Origin of the sequence: Paenibacillus sp. FSL H8-0282, assembly GCF_037963825.1 — a bacterium.
Lineage (GTDB): Bacteria > Bacillota > Bacilli > Paenibacillales > Paenibacillaceae > Paenibacillus_AQ > Paenibacillus_AQ odorifer.
In genome coordinates this window covers 5,004,453-5,025,608 of the sequence record NZ_CP150146.1, presented here as the reverse complement: position 1 = coordinate 5,025,608, position 21,156 = coordinate 5,004,453, and the positions used below count along the sequence as shown (strand labels likewise).

Genomic DNA, 21,156 nt, shown 5'->3' with positions numbered 1-21,156 from the left:
TTTTTTAATTCATAGCTGGATGAAGCTACATATTACAACATATTCAGGAACAAAATCCCAGTTCGCTGCGTCTAACTTATAAAGTTCTAGCAAACTACATTGGAGGAGAATGAATATGAGAGCTACACCCATAAACCGGACTATAAGGAAGGTTACACTTACCGCATTATGTATTTTGCTTGTATTGCTGAGTGACAGGGTAATGGCGGAGCCGTCTCCGGCACAAAAGACAACCGCGGTATTCACAGCGGAGATGCAGAGTGCCTTGGAAGGGGCACAGAATGTGCTGCTGACGATACAGCCATTCCCGGACGAAGCAGCCGTAGGTTTCTTCAAGAATGGGCGCAGTCTGCCCAAGGGATATCTGGAGCAGACTGCCGATAAGATTCTGGAACAGCGGGGCAAGTTCACCAAGGTGGCAGAGCTAACTCGAACAGCGCTGGCTTACAGTGCTGCGGGGGGCAACATCAACAACATCGCTGGTATTGATCTTTATCCATTCCTGATGAATCATGCCGGAATTGATTCGGAAGGGGCAGCAGCGGTAGCAGCCGCCTATATTACCTCGAAGAATTCCATTTCAAATTCATTGGAGCGGACAAACCGTTACCCCGATTTGCTGTTTTATCAGTTGCTTGATATGCAGCTAGCGGATGGCAGCTGGCCGCTGGCCGGGCAGAAGCAAGGAGATCTGGTAGCTACTGCCTGGGTACTAACCGCACTTGCTTCGGAAGTGAGTTCAGAACAAACAGCGCAGCCGATCGAGAAGGCTTTGTTGTGGCTTAAGAGCAAGCAGCAGCTAGACGGAGGGTTCGATGGTAATACTGCGACGACAGCGCAGGTGATTGTTGCTTTATCCTCGCAGGGGGTCGATGCAGCAGATTTCACCAAGGAAGGCGGAGCCTCGCTGCTGGACCATTTGCTGGCGCGGAAGCTTCCGGGTGGCGGCTTTACACAGACAGCAGGCGGAGGAAACGATAGTCCCGCAACTGTTCAAGCCTATCTTGCCCTGACTTCCTATAAGCTGCTGTCCAAGCAGGCTGGCATGCTGTATAGCGGACTGCATCATGCTGGACTTGACCGGGCAACAATTCAGGTCGAAGGACCCGGTGGCACCGTTGCCGGGGGGCATATTGTTGGCGGAGATGCTGTGAAGGCAGCGGCAGCTTTTTTACAGGCGAAGGGTCTGGCGTATAAGCTGAATGCGGATGCAGCTAAACCGGCCTTCACAGCTATCGAGGGGATTCAGAACGGGCGATACAATGGACGCGGAGAATGGAAGATTGCTGTATTCAGCGGGGGCAGTGCATGGATGTATCCTGAGAATAGCCCGTACAGACTGACGATAGGCAATGGGGATCAGCTGCTTGTTTACTACGCGGACGATACAGAACTGCTTGACCGGATGGAAGTGAAATGGAAAGATAAAAACGGCCAGGAAATGGGTGGATACGCAAGCGCCAATATGCCGTTTTCCCTCCATATCACCAAGTCAAACGGTCAGCTGGGCGGTCTTCCGGCTTTCGGCGCTACTGTGACACTTCAAGGAAAAAGCGTAGTGGCTGACAGCACGGGAAAGGTGTCATTTGCCGACATGAAGCCCGGTGTCTATCCTGTGCAAGTCACCAAATACCGTAAAGATGCCGCTCCAGCACTTTCCAAACGGACGTTTGCGCTGCATGTCTCTTCCCCGGAATTGGCCAGCTTTACGGATGCCAATAAAGTCGCAGCTTGGGCACGTTTGGATATCGCAACAGCGCTCAGCAGCGGATATATTCAGGGCGTAAGTGCCAGCGGAAATGTGCTGGCTCCTAAGCAGAAGCTGACCCGGGCTGAATTTCTGACCCTGCTGCTGCGGCTATTGCATGAGTTCCCCGATGCCAAGGCCACTTCTAGCTTTAAGGATGTTCCGGCGGACAAATGGTACAGCCGTACCATCGCCAAGGCTGAGGAGCTGGGCATTATCAGCTCTCCAACCGGTAAGTTCGAGCCGGACCGCGGTATTACGCGGGAAGAAGCGGCGGTTATGGTAACCAAAGCCGCCCGGTTGTCTACGTACGGCAGCCCGGATCGTGTGAAGTTTGCCGATACTTCCAGTTTGTCAGAGGCGAGCCGCCAGGCGATTCAGGCCGTGAATGAACATGAAGTAATGACCGGCAGCGGGGGCCGCTTCGATCCAAAGCAGATTCTGGTGCGTGAGCAGGCAGCGGCAATTTTAGTCAGACTGCAGAAATTAATCCCGGAAGCCTTCTATTAATGGAATAAACGTCCAGGGATATGATAAGCTTCAGATAGAGTTATCACATCCAGTGCAGAGGAGGCAAATCTATGAGCCGCTTGATCACAGGCAATATATATTATGGATTTCAGGTCGTTAATGAGGAATTTATCCGGGAGATCGATTCCGCCGTATTCACGATGGAACATCTGAAGAGCGGCGCCAGGCTGCTTTTCGTGCAGAATCAGGATGACAACAAGGTATTCAGTGTGAGCTTCAGGACCCCGCCTGAAGATAGTACAGGGGTCTTTCATATTTTGGAGCATTCTGTATTATGTGGTTCGGAGAAATATCCGGTGAAGGAACCTTTTGTAGAATTGCTAAAGGGTTCGATGCAGACATTCCTGAATGCATTTACGTTTGGGGATAAGACGATGTATCCGGTGGCAAGCCGGAATGAGCAGGATTTCTCCAATCTGATGGAGGTCTACCTGGATAGTGTTTTTCAGCCGAATATTTATAAGCAAAAGGAGATTTTTGAGCAAGAGGGCTGGCATTACGAGCTTCAGCAAACAGAAGCTGAGCTGATCTATAAAGGCGTGGTTTACAACGAGATGAAGGGTTCCTATTCCTCGCCGTTTACGGTACTGATGGACAGGATCAAAAAGTCGTTGTATCCAGACACGATTTACCGTCATTCTTCAGGTGGAGATCCGCAGGAGATTCCTGCGCTTACGTATGAGCAATTCCTTGAGGCGCACAGCAATTATTATCATCCGTCCAACAGTTATTTTTATCTGTACGGAGACGTCTCTATTGAAGAGAAGCTGCAATTTATAGACCAGGAATACCTTAGCCGTTATGAAAAAAACAGCTTTGATACCTCCATTCCCCTACAACAGCCTACCGGAATGACGGAGCTGGTAGCGGATTATCCGATTCTGGAAGCAGAAACGGCCGACGACAAAACTTATTTGAGTCTGAACTATGTAATTGGAACCTCTACGGATCGGGAACTGAATCTGGCTTTTGATATTTTGAAAAGCATGCTGATGGACAGCAATGCAGCTCCGCTTAAGCAAGCCCTGCTGGAAAGCGGTCTGGGTAAAGATGCCTTTGCTTTTTATTCCGACAGTATGGTTCAGCCGCTGCTTGGCATTACCCTGACACATTCGAACGCCTCCGCCAAAGATGCCTTCGTGGAGCTGGTGAAGACCACATTAAGCAGCTTGGTTAAGAACGGGCTGGATGAGAAGCTGGTGCTGGCGGCGGTCAACAGCAAGGAATTTGAGCTGCGGGAAGCGGACTTTAGCCGATATCCAAAGGGACTTACTTACAATATCGAAGTGATGAAGTCCTGGCTCTATGACGGTCAGCCGTCTACTCATATGCTTTATGAAGAGGTATTCACTACCATTCGGGAAAAGATAACGGATCGTTATTTTGAGAAGCTGATTGAGGTCTACTTACTGAACAGTGATCATTGCAGTCTGGTGGTGCTGAACCCGTCCAAGACGATTGCAGCTGACAAGGAAGCGAGCACCCAGCGTCAATTAAGTGAATACAAATCATCACAGCAACCAGACCAGCTGGAGCAGCTTGTGCAGAGTACACGGCATCTTCTGGCGCGGCAAGGTCGTGCAGATGCAGCCGAGGATTTGCAGAAGCTGCCAAGTTTATCTCTACAGGACATTAACCGCAGTGCTGAACCTCAGGTGCCATCCCATGAATATAACCTTGAGGGTCTAAAGCTGATCCACCATGACGTATCTACTCAAAAGATTGCGTACTGCAAGTTTTATTGGGATACGAGTGTTGTGGCTCCTGAGCAAATTCCTTATCTTGTGCTGCTGGCAGAGGTATTGGGCCAAATGGAGACAGCTTCTTACAGCATTGAAGAGCTCACTAGTGAAATTGGGATCAAAACCGGAGGCATTCATTTCAAAAATGAGATCTTTGGCGCTGCAAAAGATACTGGGACCAGTTATCAGCCTAAATTCACTGCGCAGGTTAAGGTGATGGCGGGGCATATTGGCGAATCGCTGGATCTGCTGCGTGAGATGCTCTATACCAGCGCGCTCGATAACCTGACGAAGCTACAGGAAATCGTCCGGCGGGAAGCCTCACAGATGGAATCAGTCCTGAATCAAAAAGGTAATGAAATCGCGGCCAGCCGCCTGATGTCTTATTTTTCGGACATGGGAGCGTATCAGGAGCAACAGGGTGGCGTGGCCTATTACCGCTTTATCCGTGAGCTTGCCGAGAAGATCGATCAGCAGGGAGCAGAGGTGGCAAACACGCTGAAGGATATCTGTACGGTTTTATTCAATAAACAGAATTTGATCATCAGCGTGACGGGTACCCCTGATTTGTATGAAGAATTCGCCGCTAATGTAGCGAAGCTGGATATTCAGGATCAGCCAGTGGTGAATAAACCTAAGATTACGGCGCAGGGGCATGCGGATAATGAAGGTTTTATGTCTTCCAGCCAGGTGCAATATGTGGTTAAAGGCTACGACTTCAACAAGCTAGGATTTACGTATTCCGGCAAAATGCAGGTGCTCAAAAAAATCATGAGCCTCACCTATCTGTGGAATGCCGTGCGCGTGAAGGGCGGAGCTTATGGCGGCAGCCTGATGCTGCGCAGAGATGGGATATTGATGTTCACTTCCTACCGTGATCCCAATTTGCAGGAGACGCTGGAGGTTTATGATCAGGCGTACCGATTCACCGAAGGATATGAAGCGGATGCCGACGAGATGACCAAAGCAATTATCGGCACCCTGTCCATGTTGGACCAGCCGCTGAGCCCAAGCGCTCAGGGACGGCGGGCGGACCGGCATTATTTTGAACAGGTGACCGGGGCCGAGCTGCAGCAGGAACGGGATGAAATCTTGTCGACCACACCGGAAGACATCAGACAGTATGCCGATTTGCTTAAGGCTGTGACGGAACAAAATTATTTCACAGTTGTCGGCAATGAATCCAAACTGAAATCAACAAAAGTCTTATTTGGAAACCTAGAAGAACTTGTGATGTAATTCTCTCTATAAACTCCTCTTCAGTACCTGTCTACTCGACAAGTGCTGGAGAGGAGTTTTTTGTATTTAGTTAGAACCTTGACAGTTAGAGTTCTATCTATTATGATAATGATGTTACTTAGAGTTCTAACTAATCCGCAAGAGGAGGAAATAACAATGAACAAACCCGTTGTAGACACACCATTTTCTAATTTAATACGAGAGATTGGGATAAAAATAAAAGGTACAGCTGACACCAGGTTAAATGAGTTAGGTCTGAACTCACAACAAGGCCGCATGATCGGCTATATTTTTGAGAATCAAGCAGAAGGGGTTATTCAGAAGGATTTAGCGGAGGTCTTTAACAGGAAGGGGGCGAGCATTACCAGTATGCTTCAGGGGTTGGAGAAGAAAGGGTATATCCAGCGTGTCACTCCTGAAAATGATGAACGTCAAAAGAGTATTTTTGTATTGGAAAAAGGTGCTCTTTTAGTGGAAGAGTTCAATGAGATTTTCTCTGAGGTAGAAGCAAGCATTACTAAGGCGCTTAGTCCGGAAGAAACTGCAACCTTAAAGTCTTTACTTCAAAAAGTTAGTTCAAGTTTATAAACGTTCGGAGGTTCACTTATGACAAATGAGTTCTCAAATCAATATTATTTAGAGTCGGCGCCCATGAAAAAAGCGATCGCTCATTTATCGATTCCCATGATGATTGGGATGTCTGTGGGTACTATTTATAATGTAATCAATGCTTACTTCATCGGCTTATTACACAATACCAGTATGCTGACCGCAATCACGCTGGGCCTGCCTATTTTTACCGTTTTAATGGCTTTTGGAAATGTGCTGGGGGTAGGCGGAGGAACATTTATAACTCGCTTGGCGGGGCAAAAAGAGACGGAAAAAGGGAAAAAGGTTGCCGGATATACTTTTTACGGGAGTATTGTAGTGGGGCTTCTTATCGCGCTCATCGCTTGGTTAGCTATAAATCCAATCACGCGAATGCTTGGTGCAGATGCTGCTACCTTAGACTTTACGAAGTCTTATGTGCTCACTCTTTTTGCAGGCGGATTTGCTGTTGTGCTTAATTTTGCTTTGGAACAACTGGTCCGTTCGGAAGGTGCCTCGAAGGAATCGATGTATGGTATTTTTATCAGTACGGCATTAAGTTTGATTTTTGATCCTTTATTTATTCTCGTGCTGAATTGGCATGTTGCCGGAGCTGCTTTGGCTATGGTTTTAGCAAATTTGGGCTCTGCCATTTATTATATTTACTTTTTGGAAACGAAAAGTGAGCATTTAAGAGGATTTTTGAAGCATTTCAAGATATCTGTACGAGATCAGCTTGAGGTTTATAAAATAGGTACAGCCGAGCTATTGCAAGCCAGTTTTTTAATTGTCAGCACGCTTTTGTTAAATAACTATTCCATTCAATATGGGGAGAGTGTGGTCGCCGGATTTGGGGTGGCTTTAAGAATTGTGCAGATTCCAGAATTTTTATCGATGGGTTTATTTTTGGGATTGATTCCGCTATTTGCTTTTAACTTTGCTAGTAAAAATACGGAGAGACTTAAATCCAGCATCAAATACGCTTTTGCATATATAGGCAGCATTGCAGTTGTTTTTGTAAGTCTAGTATATGTGTTTAGAGGAACGATTCTTCATTGGTTCTCAGGCGATCCTTCTGTGTTAAGCATGGGAACTTATATTTTGGCAGCGATGCTGATCTCCGCTTTATTTAATGGATTTACCGGATTATTTATGAGCATTTTTCAAGCAACGGGGCAAGGCACACCCACCACTATTATGGCGATAAGCCAAGGTGTATTATTTATACCGATGATTATCGTATTGCATTCTATTTTTGGCCTGCATGGTGTGATTTGGTCGATGACTGTGACTGAGGTAATAACGAGTGTGATGGGTGTGGTTTTGTTTATGATTTTTCGGAAAAAGCTGAATAGTGCGGGCGTTGATGGAAAAGGGGCTGTAGAGGTTACGCCGGTATAACGCGATTGCTTTATGTAAAACTCAATATGGATTTTGTTTACTGCGGGAGCTTGGCTCGCGCTTTTTTTGCGTTGTGCAAAAGAATTCATAACTAAAGGATCGGTAAAATTCGTTCCAAAATGAACAATTCTAGTTCTTATGAAGACTGCTTACTTTTTCTACAATTATGGATAAGTAAAGGAGGAGAACTATGATACGCAAAAAAAGGTTTCATCTTAACATGGACACACGCGAAGCGATGGCGGGATATCTATTCGTTGCTCCGCTTATGCTTGGGCTGATCATCTTGACGTTGATCCCGGTGCTGGGCTCACTGCTGTTAAGCTTCACGGACTGGAACTTTGTGGCTGGGTTAGGGGGGATTAAGTTCGCGGGCGTAGATAATTTCATCAGGCTGTTTCATGATGATGCTTTTATGAAAAGCTTGCTGAACAATTTGCTCTTTATTATCACAGTACCGGTTACGATCATCGTTGCCCTGCTGCTGGCTATCCTGATTGATAAACAGGTTTTTCTGAAGGATTTGTTTAAAGTGATTTATTTCCTTCCGTACATTTCCAGTGTAGTTGCCATCGCTATGGTTTGGCAGGTTATGTTTCACCCTTCGCTGGGACCCGTCAATCAATTCCTGATGTCACTGGGGTGGAACAACCCACCCAAATGGTTAGCGGATATCCATTATGCTCTGCCGTCGCTGATGTTGATTCAAGTCTGGATTCAGCTCGGTTACAACATTATTATTTTTATTGCAGGTTTACAGAGTATTCCTAAGGATCTTTATGAAGCGGCTGATATTGACGGTGCCAACGTCTGGCGCAAATTCCGCAACATCACGGTTCCCTGCATTTCGCCAACTACCTTTTTCCTGCTGGTAACAGGGGTTATCGGCTCATTTAAAATCTTTGATCTGATACAAGTATTGACCCAGGGTGGGCCGGCTAACTCCACGACCGTTATCGTCTACGAGTTATATGATACAGCCTTCAATCAGCTGAAGACAGGTTACGCCTCTAGCATGGCACTCGTTCTGTTCCTTATTTGCCTGATCATTACAGCCTTGCAGATGTTGGCGCAAAAAAAATGGGTCAACTATTAAAGGCGGAAAGGAGAAATTACAGTGAAAAAAGAGCTTTTATCCAGAACCTTCTGGACCATCGCCATGGGACTGCTAGGTATCGCATTTCTTTTACCATTCCTATGGATGTTATCCACTTCCTTTAAGCTGGAGAAAGATGTGTTTAACTTTCCGATTCAATGGTTGCCACAGCAGTGGAACCTCATTGAAAATTATAAACAGGTGTGGTCGGGTGACTTTGCTCGCTATTATGGAAATTCCATTTATATTACGCTGGCTACGACTATAATTAATGTGCTGATATGCGCACTTGCTGCTTATGGGTTCTCCAAGCTACGTTTTCCGGGCAGGGATGCGATGTTTATAGTTGTATTGGCACTTTATATGGTTCCTCCGCAGGCATCGTTGGTTCCACAGTTTCTACTGTTTAACTGGCTGAATTTGATTGACACACATTTGGGATTAATCCTGATTAACAGCTTTAGTATTATTGGAGCGTTTATGCTCAAGCAATTTTTTATGGGGGTAAACAACGAGTATCTTGAATCGGCGCGGATGGATGGAGCAGGGCATTTTCGCTCTTTTCTACAGATTGCCTTTCCGCTGATCCGTCCCGCTGTAGCTACTTATGCTATTTTGCGCTTTATTTGGACCTGGAACGACTATCAATATCCACTCATTTTTTTAAAATCCAAGGAGCTGTTTACGATTCAGCTGGGGATCCGGTTGTTCGGCGACCAATACGGGGATGTCTATTCACTCATGATGGCTGGTGCGGTATCTGCAATCCTGCCGTTGCTGATCATTTTTGCACTCGGACAGAAGCAGGTTATTGAGGGAATTGCCCTCGGAGGTGTGAAAGGATAATAAAAGTCAAAATAGTTTCTCTTCGGTAGAATATGAGAACTTTCCTCGTCAATCCTGCATGTTAGGATGTTCTTGTAAGCAGTTACATAGTCACTGGTTATTAAGCAAGTGATGCCCAACACATTTATAGGAGGGTCTAAATGAAAAAGAAATTATTATCTGCATTCATCATCACATCGATGGCGTTATCATTGGCCGCTTGCGGCGGAAATGCGAAAACCAATAATGCAGGAGCGACTAATGCACCCGATGCTGGTGGAAATTCAAAGCCTGCAGCAGAGAAGGTTACCCTGAAGCTGAGCACCTGGCAGACAGAAGCCAAAGCGAAATGGAGCACGATTATCGCGGAGTTTGAGAAGACGCATCCCGATATTCATGTGGAAGTAGATTTGCTGAACGAAAAAGGTGATTCGGTTGCCTCTATGCAGAAGCTGGATTTGATGGCGGCTGCGAGCGATCCGCTGGATATTGTCGAACTGCCTTATACCAACTATTCACAGCGTGCAGATATCGGTTTGTTGGAACCGATGGATGACTATATTCAGAAGGAAGGTTATAAGCTCGCAGATGAATATCTGGTGGACACTACGGTCAATGGCAAAATCTATGCATTACCGTCTTCCATGCAGCGCTGGTTCGTGCTCCTTAACAAAGAAATGTTAGATGAGGCGGGCCTACCGGTTCCGACCGACTGGACATGGGCGGATTTCGAAGAGTATGCCAAGAAATTGACCAAGGGTGAGGGCGCAACGAAACGTTTTGGCGCATATCTGCATAATTGGCCGGATTATTTCCAGCTCCAGCTGATGAGCAAGTCTACGGATAATACTTTTCTAAAAGCTGATGGAACCTCCAATGCACTTGACCCGCAATTTAAGGCTAATCTGCAGATGATGAAGAAAATGATGTACGAAGATAAGAGTGCCACTCCTTATGAGGATATTATTTCGCAAAAACTAGCCTACCGAAATCAGTATTTTAACGGTTTAGCAGCGATGCTTCCGATGGGCGACTGGATGGTTGCGGAATCGGGTGGAACGGATGCCATTCCGGCAACCTTTGTTACCGCGTTTGCGCCGATCCCCCGACTTGACAGTGAGAGCAAACACTACTCACCCGTACAGCCGACCTACATGGGAATAGCCGCTAAATCCAAGCATAAGGAGGCTGCCTATACCTTTGTGCGCTGGTATACCTCAGAAGGACTGGAAATCGGTGGACGCGTTTTCTCTGGCTGGGCCAAATCGGATACGAATAAATTAGTGGATACAATTGTGAGTGGTTCTAAGGATTCCTCTAAGATTGATGTAGATTCTCTGAAATATACGATGGAGAACTCGACACCTGGTGCAACGCAGGTTCCGGCTAAATATGCGGATGAAGCTAAGAACAATGTTATTCCAGAAGCGGAGATGTATCTCCTTGGCCAACAGGATCTGGATGTCACAGTTGCCAATATCGATAAAAAAATAACGGAAGTTGTTCAGAACAATAGCGGAAAGTAAGCGGAGGCTGATTGTACGCTTTTCAAAGGGGGCTTATAATGTGGGGGCAGGAAAGCATTTCTGCCTCCTGCTCCAAATTCAAACAGATGTGGGGCCTGTAATCCGTGTTTAGAAAGCATCAATCCCTCCGTAAGAAACTTGTCTGGTCATCGCTGATCTGCGTGCTGATCCCGCTTGTCTGCATTTACATGGTTACAGATTATTTGACCCGGGATCTCATTCTGGAGAAAGCGGTTGGTAGCGCAAGAGAATCTTTAAATGCAGCCAGCGCCAATATGAATGCCATATTTGAACAGACACTGGAACAGTCCAACTTTGTGCTCCAGAACAGCGAGATCAGGCAGATGATGTCTGCCGATTCAGAGTCGCTCCGTGCACCAAAGCAGATCATTCAGTATAACCGTATGTCGCGGATGCTGGATGATATGTTTGTTTTAACAGAATATTTGAAGGTGACGTTAATCGGAAAAAATGGTTTGATTTATACCAGCTATCCTTACAGTGACTTTAACCCGAAAAATTTCTACAACAAAAATTGGACATCGTTGCTGAAACAAATTCAACCCATTTCGACTTATTGGAGAGCGGAGCACGATACGTACTACAATTATTCTGATAAAGGCTCAGCTGATTGGGTAACCATTGCGAGGCCGATTCAATCGACCTCCAGCAGTACCATCGGATATTTAATTATTAATATCAATGAGCGTAAGCTCCGTCCTTATCTAAATAACGATAATGATAAAGAGATGATGCTTTTGGATGACAAGGGAACTGTAGTTTCCCATGCTGACAAGACCCGAATCGGAGAGACGATGACGTGGTTGAAAATGGATGGCGAGCTTGACACTGTGGAAATCGACGGAGAGAAGTTTTTATATGTTGATCAGGAGCTGAGCAGTAACAAATGGCGGATGGTCAGCATTATCCCGCTGAAGGCAGCCTTGTCCAAAAATAAGCAGATTTTATTTATCAGCCTGGCGGTGCAGATTCTTTTCTTTACCTTGTTTTCCGTTCTCTTAACCGTTCTAATCTCAAAGCTGACTCAGCCAATCGTAAAATTAAGCGCTTTTGTAAAGCGAATAGGTCGTGGTCAGTTGGATGAACGTTCGTTTATTCGAGGGAATAATGAGGCAGCACAGCTCGCCCGCACCATTGACCAGATGCTGGATCGGATCGAGTCTATGATTGAACAAATCACTTATGAACAGACGGGAAAAAGAAAAGCCGAACTAGAGATGCTGCAAGCGCAGATCAATCCACATTTTATGTTTAATCTGCTGAATTCGATTCGCTTAAATATCCTGATGCAAGGCGATCGGGAGAATGCTGAGTTGATTGGTTCCCTGTCGTCTTTGCTCCGGATGACCTTTAACAGGGACAATGAGTTTATCCCGCTTCGTGAGGAGACAGATACGATATCGCATTATGTCACTTTAATGAATTTCCGCCATGCCAATCAGGTCAGGCTGGAAATGAATTTAGCGGACGGGAGCGCTGAAGCACTGGTGCCTCGATTTATGATTCAACCCATGATCGAGAATGCCATCATCCATGGCTTCGAGCAGTTTGGTGGCGAGATTTTTATTGAAGCTCGTATTGTTGCAACTACGGAAAGCTTAGTTATCACCATTAAGGATAATGGGATCGGGATGTCACCGGAAACTTTAACAAGACTTCGTGAAACCGCATACAGCAGCGAACAAATTACAGAAGAGGACAGAAAAGGGTTCTCCGGCATAGGTTTACGCAATGTGGCCCAACGCCTCAGTATGATTTATGGCGCTTCTTTTAAGCTGAATATTCAAAGTGAACCTGATGTGGGCACGGAGATTTGTCTGGAGTTTCCTCTGGATTACGGAAAGGTGGGTGTGGAAAATGCTGACGGCAATATTGGTGGATGATGACTATCCGGTTATCCGTTATTTGTCGCAGGCCGTACCTTGGAGTGAGCTCGGTATTGAACTCATCGGATGTTATTATAGCGGTCTCGAGGCTTGGGAAAAAGCACAGCAGAGTCCACCAGACCTTATTATTACCGATATTGGCATGCCCAAGATGAACGGGCTGGAGATGCTGGAGCTATTCAGAGCTGTGCAGCCCGGAATCCGTGCGATTATTCTCTCCTGCCACAACGAATTCAAATACGCCCAGCAAGCGCTGAAATTAAACGTAGGAGAATATATTTTAAAAGAATCACTGGATATTGAGCAGTTACAGCAAGCGATTAGAACCCTTGTAGCGGAAGTGGGACTGAATAGGCAGCAGCATACGGAGATGCTGGTTTATAAGCAAAAACAGTCTCAAAATCGCGCCGCGCTGAAGGAAAAGTTTCTAAAAGATACCTTGTATCAATCCTGGGATAAGGGGGCTTGGATCGAGCAGGCCCGATCAAACGGAATTATGATCCACGCCAAAAACTATATCCCGCTGGTTATTGTAATTGACCGTCCAGAGGAAGCTTCAAGGGTGCGCCGGATGAGTGAATATACGATTTCTTTTGCGGTTGAGAATATTATGCAGGAAGTGCTTGAGGCTGATCACAGTCTGTTTATTTCGAGATACAGCCATAAGGAGATCGTCATTCTCTTTTGCAGCGACCAGCCTTCTAAAGATCACCAGGCAATCTATCACTCCATTCAAAATGCAGCCTCTGCGGTTCAAAAATATCTTAAACTCTCTGTCTCTTGCTTATTTGGCGCTGAGGCGCGCAGTCCTGAGGAAATTCGTGGAACATTGCAGCGGATGCTGAGGGAGAAAATACAGCGCTTTTATCTCCCTGCGGCGGGAATCCACCGTTTTGAAGAAGTCTGCTTTTCCGGAGAAGATATTTATGCTGAATATGGAACCTTATACGCTGTTATCAATGATGATATTGCCTTGAACAGGAACACGGAGCTTCGCGTTCATGTAAAGGAATGGAGGGAATGGGTGGCCTCGCAAAAATTCCATCCGAATGAAGTCAAGGAATGTGTGCTTCGCTTGCTGATGGACTTGCAGATGAAGACGAAACAGCTTCTGCAATCTCCATTGCCTATAACCGAAGAAAAGCTTTTTAGCGTGGTTGGTGACATTGAAACTCTGGAGTATTTGGAACAATGGCTGGTGCAGTACTTGGAGGAATTAGCGCGGAAAATAAGTATGTTCTCCATCAAGTCTAAACGGAGTGAGGTCATCAAAGCCCAGCAGTTCGTGATTAGTCATGTGACGGAGAAAATAACGCTGGAGGACATGGCAGGCCGCCTTAACTTAAATGCCAGTTATTTCAGCCGCTTATTCAAACGGGAAACAAACCAGAACTTCATCGAATATGTAAATATGCTAAAGCTTCAGAAGGCAAAGGAGCTGCTTAACCAATCTGAAAAGACAGTGGAAGAGATCTCCGAGTATCTGGGATATGCCAACAAAAGTTATTTCATCAAGCTGTTTAAACGGGAAATGGGCATGAGGCCTAGTGAATATGCCGCTTGGCATTGAGTGTGGACAGGAGGAAACATTGCTGTGGGAATAAAGGGCACTAAAAATGAATTACAGATGTTCCTAAATGAACTATATACTCCACTGGAGCGCAGATTTACCTCTGGTTGTGCAGGAATTAATATGGGCGCTACAGGATCGATTTACAATGAAGCTACAGCGCTTATGGAAGCTTTTGCCCGTCCTCTATGGGGCCTTGTTCCTCATGCCAGCGGTGGAGGGGAAAGTGCACTCTGGCCGATGTTTCTGGAAGGAATCATCAACGGGACAGACCCGGAGCATGAAGAATATTGGGGGCAATTTACTTCCAAAGATCAGCGTATGGTAGAGCAGGCCGTGTTGGGACTGGGGCTTGCTCTTGCACCACATAAAATGTGGGAGCCGCTGAGTGACACGCAGAAAATAAATGTATATAACTGGCTAAATCAGATTAATCATGTGGATCGTTCCAATCCGAATAACTGGCTGATGTTCACGGTTCTTGTGAATGTGGGCTTCAAGAAAGTCGGATTACCTTATGATCAGAGCATAATGGATGATTATCTAGCGCAGATCGATAATTACTATCTTGGTGACGGTTGGTATTCCGATGGATTGACCGATCAGAGGGACTATTATATTGCTTTTGCTATGCATTATTATACGCTGATATACGCTAAGTTGATGGCGGATGATGATCCTCAGAGAGCTGCTGTTTATCGGGAAAGATCCGCACGATTTGCCGAGGATTTCATTTATTGGTTCGCTGAGGACGGAAGCGCACTTCCTTTTGGTCGTAGCCTGACCTATCGTTTTGCACAGGTTTCATTCTGGAGTGCGCTGGTGTATGCAGATATGGTTCCTTTTTCATATGGCGTTCTTAAAGGAATCATTATGCGCCATTTTCGTTGGTGGTTTGAACAACCTATTATGGGATTAGACGGACTGCTTAGCATCGGATATGCTTATCCGAATCTAGTCATGACAGAGAACTACAACGCCCCCGGATCTCCGTATTGGGCCTTTAAAGCTATGCTTATTCTTGCCTTGCCAGATGATCATCCTTTTTGGCAGGCGGAGGAAGAGCCGTTGCCTATTTTGAAAGAGGTACGGGCTCTCCAAGAGGCGCGAATGCTTGTGAGTCGTCCGGAAGGAAACAGGCAGGTTATTGCCTATACCTCTGGCCAGATGGCTAACTTTGATATGGCCCATAGTGCAGCCAAATATTCTAAATTTGCATATTCCACTCTGTTTGGCTTTAGTGTCCCGAAAGCGGGTTACGGGTTGGTTCAAGGCGCTTACGATTCTACACTCGCACTATGCGAATGTGATGAACACTATCGGGTACGCAGATTCTGCGAGATCTGGGAAATCGGGGACAGCTATGTATATTCCCGCTGGCATCCCTGGAGTGATGTACATGTGGAGACATGGATTATTCCGGCAGGTCTATGGCATGTTCGTGTTCACAGCATTCATACTGCCCGGCGGCTGGATGTAGCGGAGGGTGGATTTGCCATTGGCCAGTCAGCTGGCTTCTCGCACAGTGAACGGGAAATCATTAAGGTATCGAACACTGCTGTTTCGGTGCAGCTGCCCTGGGGAATCAGTGCCATACATAGGCTAAGCGGCTTTGATCGGGGAGAGTGCGTATATCCCGAGCCAAATACCAATCTGCTGAAGCCGCGGACACTTCTTCCGAGCTTGTGCTCCAGACTGGAACCGGGAGATCAAGTATTGATATCTGCTGTCTTCGGAGCGACGAATACTCCGGAGAACCAGGCAAGTCTTGCTTCACCGCCGCTTATTCAATGGCACTCGGACGGAAGGATTGCTGTATACGAACCTAGTAACGATACACTTTTGCATACTGTTGATTTAAGGGGAGGGAGAAACAAAGATGTGGAATAAGGCTATTGAGGATGCGATTCACAAAGTTGGGAGCAATATGGCTAACCATCCGGGCAAACTGCCTCATATCGCTGAGGGGCAACAGTACGAATGGGGAGACAACGACGACTGGATAGAGGGTTTCTATGTTGGGATGATGTGGCTTGCTTATGAATATAGTAAGGATTCATGCTATAAGGAGGCGGCAGCCTCTTGGTTAGGGGACTTCAAGCATCGTCTGGATCAGCACATCGCCCTGGACCATCATGACATTGGTTTCTTGTATACACTGACCGCAGTAGCGGAGTGGAAAATAACGGGCAGCGAAGCGGCGCGAGCTGTCGGTCTGCAAGCTGCGGACACGCTGTGCAAGCGCTGGCGTGAACCAGCAGGGGTTCTTCAGGCCTGGGGACTGGAGAGTGACCCGGAGAATGCGGGACGTATCATTATTGACTGCTTGATGAATTTACCTCTATTGTTCTGGGCAGCGGAGGAAACAGGAGATAAGCGCTATTATGAAATAGCGCTCGAACATGCGTTTAAGAGCCGGAAATTTCTTGTGCGTGGGGATGCCTCCTCTTACCATACTTTTTATTTTGATCCGGCTACCGGAAATGCAATTCGTGGGGGAACACATCAAGGTTATGAGGACGGATCGACCTGGACACGTGGTCAAGCTTGGGGAATATACGGTTTTGCTCTGGCGTATCGCTATACGCAGAATGAGGATTTTCTTAAGACTTCTAAGAGCCTAGCGGATTATTTTATCAGCCATCTACCGGAGGATAGTGTGGCTTATTGGGATTTCGATGTGATAGTGGGAGCGGAGACCCCTCGCGACAGCTCGGCTTCGGCGATTGCCGCAGCCGGTCTTTTGGAACTGCTCGATCACCTAGGCGTAGACGATCCGGACCGGGCCATTTATGAAGTTGCTTTACACCGTAGCATGAAATCTCTAGTGGAACATTATGCGACATCTGGAAATCCGGAAGCAGAGGGACTTCTAAAGCATGGTTCTTATCATGTGAGAGGTGGACGTGTGCCTGATGGTCATATGATTTGGGGAGATTATTATTATATGGAAGCGTTGATCCGCTTGCAGACCGGCATCCGAGGCTATTGGTAGTGGGATGTTAGGGTGGGGCAAGGTTTATCCTATAGAAGAAGGAAACTGCTAAGACTAATCTCTTAGCGGTTTTTTTTTTTGTGGACTATTATACAAGAGTTTTAAAACGTAGTTATTTACTTGGAATAGTATGAATAAAATCATATCACCACGCGTAAGGTTTAATGTAAGATTTTGATAATTATTAGAAATTAAGAAAAGGGGATCGGGTTACTCAGATATGAATTTAGACTGGGAGTTTATCTACGAGAGTTTGCCGCTTTATGGTGAGGCGATGTGGCTGACAGTGAAGCTAGCGTTGTTAGCTATTGTATTCTCACTCCTTATTGGATTACTGTTCAGTATCGTCTTGTACTATAAGGTCAAAATCGTCAGTGATGTTATTAAGATCTACATTGAGCTTTCACGGAACACCCCTTTACTTGTGCAGCTCTTTTTTCTTTACTATGGCTTACCTAAGATCGGAATTCACTTTAGTGAAATGACCTGTGCGATTGTAGGCATGACATTTTTGGGCGGGAGCTATATGACGGAGGCTTTTCGAAGTGGGTTCGAGGCAGTTAGCCAATCGCAGATTGAATCAGGTCAGAGCATTGGACTGTCTAAGCTGCAGCTGGTCAGATATGTTATTTTTCCCCAAGCCTTTGCGATAAGTATTCCTTCTTTAGGGGCAAATGCGATCTTTCTGCTGAAGGAGACCTCTATTGTAGGTGCCATTGCTTTAATGGATTTGATGAATGTGGCAAAAGACTTGATCGGCATGCATTACAAAACAGCGGAGTCTCTGCTCCTTCTGGTACTCGCCTATTTGGTGTTAGTCCTGCCCTTATCGCTTTTATTGACTTGGGTGGAAAGGAAGGTGAGATATGCAGAATTCGGGGATTGAGGTGCTTTTTGAAGGTTCTAATTTCGAACGATTATTAGGGGGCTTACTTGTAACGATTGAAATTTCATTTCTCTCTATTGGAATCGGTACGTTATTAGGGATCGTTATGGGATTGCTCCGGACGCTGGGATCGAGGCCATTAAGGTTTATATTACGTCTTTATTTGGAGACCTTTAGAATTATTCCGATTCTAGTGTGGCTGTATGTAGTACATTTCAGTTTCTCTCCATTACTTCATATCGATATCAGCGGGGAGGCTACCTCTATATTGGTGTTCAGCTTATGGGGAGCTGCGGAAATTGGCGATCTTGTTCGTGGAGCTTTGCAATCTATGCCAAAACATCAGGTGGAATCTGCTAGGGCGCTAGGTCTGAGCAGCAGTCAACTTTATCGGCATATTTTGATCCCGCAGGCTGTACGCAGAATGCTGCCGGGAATGATTAATCTTGCCACACGAATGATCAAGACAACATCACTGGTGGTGCTGATTGGAGTGATTGAGGTGGTAAAGATCGGGCAGCAGATCATTGAACTCGGCGTAATAAAAGCGCCCACCGCTTCATTCTGGGTATACGGCTTTATCTTTATATTATATTTTTCTGTATGTTTTCCGTTATCCAGACTTTCGAAAAAAGTTGAAAGCAGATGGCAAAATTAAGGCTTAGGAAGGAACGGTTGTAATGGCAGATTCCGGAGAACTCCTGCTGGAGGTTACACAATTACACAAATATTTTGGAGAGCGAAAGGTTCTGGACGGCATTGAATTGCAGGTCGAAAAAGGAGAAGTAATCGTTATTCTCGGTCCCTCTGGCTGTGGAAAAAGTACGTTCCTACGTTGTCTTAACGGTTTGGAACCGGTTCAGGAAGGCGCGATACAATATCGTGGGCAGAACCTCGCGGGGGCTGCTGTAGATTGGCGTGAAGTTAGGCAGCATATCGGAATGGTCTTTCAAAATTATGAGTTATTCCCGCATTTGACGGTTATGGATAACATTCTTCTAGGCCCTCTGAAAGTACAAAAGAGAGAGCTTAAAGAAGCAACGCAGCAAGCGGAACAGCTCTTAGAGCGGGTTGGGCTGCTTGAGCGTAAACTGGACTATCCACGCCAGCTTTCCGGTGGACAAAAGCAGAGAATAGCTATAGTAAGAGCTTTATGTATGAATCCGGAGATTATGTTATTTGATGAAGTGACAGCATCCTTGGATCCGGAAATGGTTCGGGAAGTGCTTGATGTCATCTTAGGGCTTGCTCAGCAAGGAATGACGATGATCATCGTGACTCATGAAATGGGGTTTGCCAAATCGGTTGGGGATCGGATCGTGTTTATGGATCAAGGCAAGATATGTGAGATCGCTGCCCCGCAACAATTTTTTACCCACCCTGCGACAGAACGTGCCCAGCATTTTCTGGATATATTTCAGTACGAAAAATTATAGAAATAGGAGAGGAAGAGAAATGAAGAAAAGTTTGAAATGGCTAACGATGCTGGTAGGTGTAAGTATATTATTGATGGGATTGGCTGCTTGCGGAAATAGTTCGGATAACAACGGAAACTCAGCATCTTCTAAATTCACTTCTATTGAACAGCTAAAGAAGAAAGGGAAGATTAAGATCGGCGTATTTGCAGACAAACCACCTTTTGGTTATGTGGACGCTGAGGGTAAAAACCAAGGGTTTGATGTGTATATTGCCAAACGCTTTGCCAAGGATCTGCTAGGGGATGAATCGAAGGTTGAATTTGTGTTAGTTGATGCTGCCAGCCGCGTGGCATATCTTGAATCGGGTAAGGTTGATATCATTATGGCTAACTTTACGGTCACCGAGGAAAGAAAAGAAAAAGTGGATTTTGCTAATCCGTACATGAAATTGTCCTTTGGGATCGTATCCCCAGACAGTGCTCCAATCACTTCCATTGATCAATTAAAAGGGAACAAGCAAAAGCTCATTGTAGCTAAAGGTACGACAGCGGAAACCTATTTTACCAAAGAATATCCGGATATTGAATTGCTCAAATTCGATCAGTACACCGAGATTTTTGCAGCGCTTAAAGATGGTCGGGGGGCGGCAATCGCTAACGATAATACAGAACTCATTGCTTGGGCTAAATCAAATCCTGGATTTACGGTCAGCATTCCTGCTTTCGGGGGTCAGGATACAATAGCTCCAGCAGTGGCAAAGGGGAATAAGGAATTGCTGGACTGGATTAATACAGAACTTGATACCCTTGGTAAAGAACAATTTATCCATCAAGCCTACAAAGAAACCTTAAATGAAATTTACGGTGAAGGATATACTGATGAGCTTGTCGTTGAAGGCGGGAAAATCCAGTAACGGATTGGGAATAACATTGCGGGGGCATCTGAGAAGATGCCTTTTCTACAGATAGACTATTGCAATTTCTATAATGCCGAGTATAATACTGGGTATACACAGAATAAGGAGTCGGTGAAAATGTCTGTCGATGATTATCTGGATCTTCTAAACTACGCAAAAGCAATTAACGATGGACAGTGGCATGCTGACATCATAGACCGTTTGAATAAGCTGAGTAAGGCTTCTCATGCTGAGACAACAGAACAAAGTGTGAAAGAGCTGTGGATTCAATTCGACGATATAAATGCAATATTAATGGATTTATTTAATAAGCTGAGGGAAAGTGCGGATCCAGTAGAGCAGTACCGGTGGAAAGAGAAAGTCTGGGAGTTAAAGCAGGAACGGATTAATCTATCGAAGAAGATTCAGAGTAGATATATCAGGATATAATTTAAGCTCACATTGTAATAATAAATAGAAAATAAAAAAAGGCATGCAGTTAGTCTGCTCTGCCAAACTTACGATGGTCTATAGGCTACTTAGACATTTGCATTCCTTCGCGCATCATTGTCATACACATAGTCATCATTTCATCGCAGTCCTGCATTTTTTTCATCATCATATCCATGTTCATATCCATCATGCCCATTTCAGACATTTTTTCCATGCCCATCTTCATACAGTTCATCTTAGACATCATATCATCCATACACATGTTCATCATCATTTCCATACACATCTTGTCCATTTTTAATTCCTCCCTTCTTTTAAATTACCTTTCTTCCATAAA

At 45.5% G+C, this 21,156-nt stretch carries 17 protein-coding genes; 16 read left to right on the top strand and 1 reads right to left on the bottom strand.

From position 1 onward, the window contains the following. Nucleotides 1-115: 115 nt before the first annotated feature. The 16 genes from NST94_RS21850 (at nucleotide 116) to NST94_RS21775 (ending at nucleotide 20,816) form a co-directional block, all read left to right on the top strand. On the top strand, nucleotides 116-2,257 hold the full coding sequence (locus tag NST94_RS21850) for an S-layer homology domain-containing protein (RefSeq protein ID WP_339281270.1): 2,142 nt from the start codon (nucleotides 116-118) through the stop codon (nucleotides 2,255-2,257). 71 nt (nucleotides 2,258-2,328) lie between these two features. Then, nucleotides 2,329-5,259 (top strand): insulinase family protein, encoded by a 2,931-nt coding sequence (locus tag NST94_RS21845; protein ID WP_339281269.1) that lies wholly within the window; start codon nucleotides 2,329-2,331, stop codon nucleotides 5,257-5,259. A gap of 156 nt (nucleotides 5,260-5,415) precedes the next feature. Then, nucleotides 5,416-5,847 carry a MarR family transcriptional regulator gene (locus NST94_RS21840; protein WP_036683144.1) on the top strand — a complete coding sequence of 144 codons (432 nt, stop codon included), beginning with the start codon at nucleotides 5,416-5,418 and terminating at the stop codon, nucleotides 5,845-5,847. An 18-nt stretch (nucleotides 5,848-5,865) separates the two neighbouring features. After that, the gene (locus NST94_RS21835; RefSeq protein WP_076130275.1) at nucleotides 5,866-7,248 is read left to right on the top strand and encodes an MATE family efflux transporter; all 1,383 of its coding nucleotides are present in this window, start codon (nucleotides 5,866-5,868) and stop codon (nucleotides 7,246-7,248) included. 190 nt (nucleotides 7,249-7,438) lie between these two features. Next, on the top strand, nucleotides 7,439-8,344 hold the full coding sequence (locus NST94_RS21830; protein ID WP_036683142.1) for a sugar ABC transporter permease: 906 nt from the start codon (nucleotides 7,439-7,441) through the stop codon (nucleotides 8,342-8,344). A gap of 63 nt (nucleotides 8,345-8,407) precedes the next feature. After that, on the top strand, nucleotides 8,408-9,190 hold the full coding sequence (locus NST94_RS21825; RefSeq protein ID WP_052097522.1) for a carbohydrate ABC transporter permease: 783 nt from the start codon (nucleotides 8,408-8,410) through the stop codon (nucleotides 9,188-9,190). Between the two features lie 140 nt (nucleotides 9,191-9,330). Beyond that, complete coding sequence (locus NST94_RS21820) at nucleotides 9,331-10,695, top strand: extracellular solute-binding protein (RefSeq protein ID WP_076130274.1); 1,365 nt, start codon at nucleotides 9,331-9,333, stop codon at nucleotides 10,693-10,695. Nucleotides 10,696-10,799: 104 nt separating this feature from the next. After that, nucleotides 10,800-12,599 carry a sensor histidine kinase gene (locus NST94_RS21815; RefSeq protein ID WP_076279224.1) on the top strand — a complete coding sequence of 600 codons (1,800 nt, stop codon included), beginning with the start codon at nucleotides 10,800-10,802 and terminating at the stop codon, nucleotides 12,597-12,599. Continuing rightward, nucleotides 12,574-14,172 carry a helix-turn-helix domain-containing protein gene (locus NST94_RS21810; protein WP_280753412.1) on the top strand — a complete coding sequence of 533 codons (1,599 nt, stop codon included), beginning with the start codon at nucleotides 12,574-12,576 and terminating at the stop codon, nucleotides 14,170-14,172. Before NST94_RS21815 ends, NST94_RS21810 begins: the two co-directional genes overlap by 26 nt. Before the next feature lie 24 nt (nucleotides 14,173-14,196). Continuing rightward, complete coding sequence (locus NST94_RS21805; protein ID WP_280753411.1) at nucleotides 14,197-16,062, top strand: DUF2264 domain-containing protein; 1,866 nt, start codon at nucleotides 14,197-14,199, stop codon at nucleotides 16,060-16,062. Continuing rightward, entirely contained in the window at nucleotides 16,052-17,167 is a 1,116-nt protein-coding gene (locus tag NST94_RS21800) for a glycoside hydrolase family 88 protein (protein WP_280753410.1), read from the top strand. The genes NST94_RS21805 and NST94_RS21800 overlap by 11 nt, the downstream gene beginning before the upstream one ends. 220 nt (nucleotides 17,168-17,387) lie before the next feature. After that, on the top strand, nucleotides 17,388-18,053 hold the full coding sequence (locus tag NST94_RS21795) for an amino acid ABC transporter permease (protein ID WP_076186917.1): 666 nt from the start codon (nucleotides 17,388-17,390) through the stop codon (nucleotides 18,051-18,053). Next, nucleotides 18,034-18,711: an amino acid ABC transporter permease gene (locus NST94_RS21790; RefSeq protein WP_076130269.1), complete on the top strand. Its 678-nt coding sequence runs from the start codon at nucleotides 18,034-18,036 to the stop codon at nucleotides 18,709-18,711. Before NST94_RS21795 ends, NST94_RS21790 begins: the two co-directional genes overlap by 20 nt. A gap of 22 nt (nucleotides 18,712-18,733) precedes the next feature. Beyond that, a complete protein-coding gene (locus NST94_RS21785) occupies nucleotides 18,734-19,489 on the top strand; it encodes an amino acid ABC transporter ATP-binding protein (protein WP_076304644.1) in 756 nt (251 codons plus the stop codon). Between the two features lie 19 nt (nucleotides 19,490-19,508). Then, nucleotides 19,509-20,384, top strand: coding sequence for a cysteine ABC transporter substrate-binding protein (locus NST94_RS21780; protein WP_036683125.1), 876 nt, complete (start codon nucleotides 19,509-19,511; stop codon nucleotides 20,382-20,384). 120 nt (nucleotides 20,385-20,504) lie between these two features. Then, the gene (locus tag NST94_RS21775; RefSeq protein ID WP_076304685.1) at nucleotides 20,505-20,816 is read left to right on the top strand and encodes a hypothetical protein; all 312 of its coding nucleotides are present in this window, start codon (nucleotides 20,505-20,507) and stop codon (nucleotides 20,814-20,816) included. A gap of 85 nt (nucleotides 20,817-20,901) precedes the next feature. Here the strand turns inward: NST94_RS21775 and NST94_RS21770 are convergent, their stop codons facing one another. After that, nucleotides 20,902-21,114 carry a hypothetical protein gene (locus NST94_RS21770; protein WP_038572647.1) on the bottom strand — a complete coding sequence of 71 codons (213 nt, stop codon included), beginning with the start codon at nucleotides 21,112-21,114 and terminating at the stop codon, nucleotides 20,902-20,904. Nucleotides 21,115-21,156: the final 42 nt, after the last annotated feature.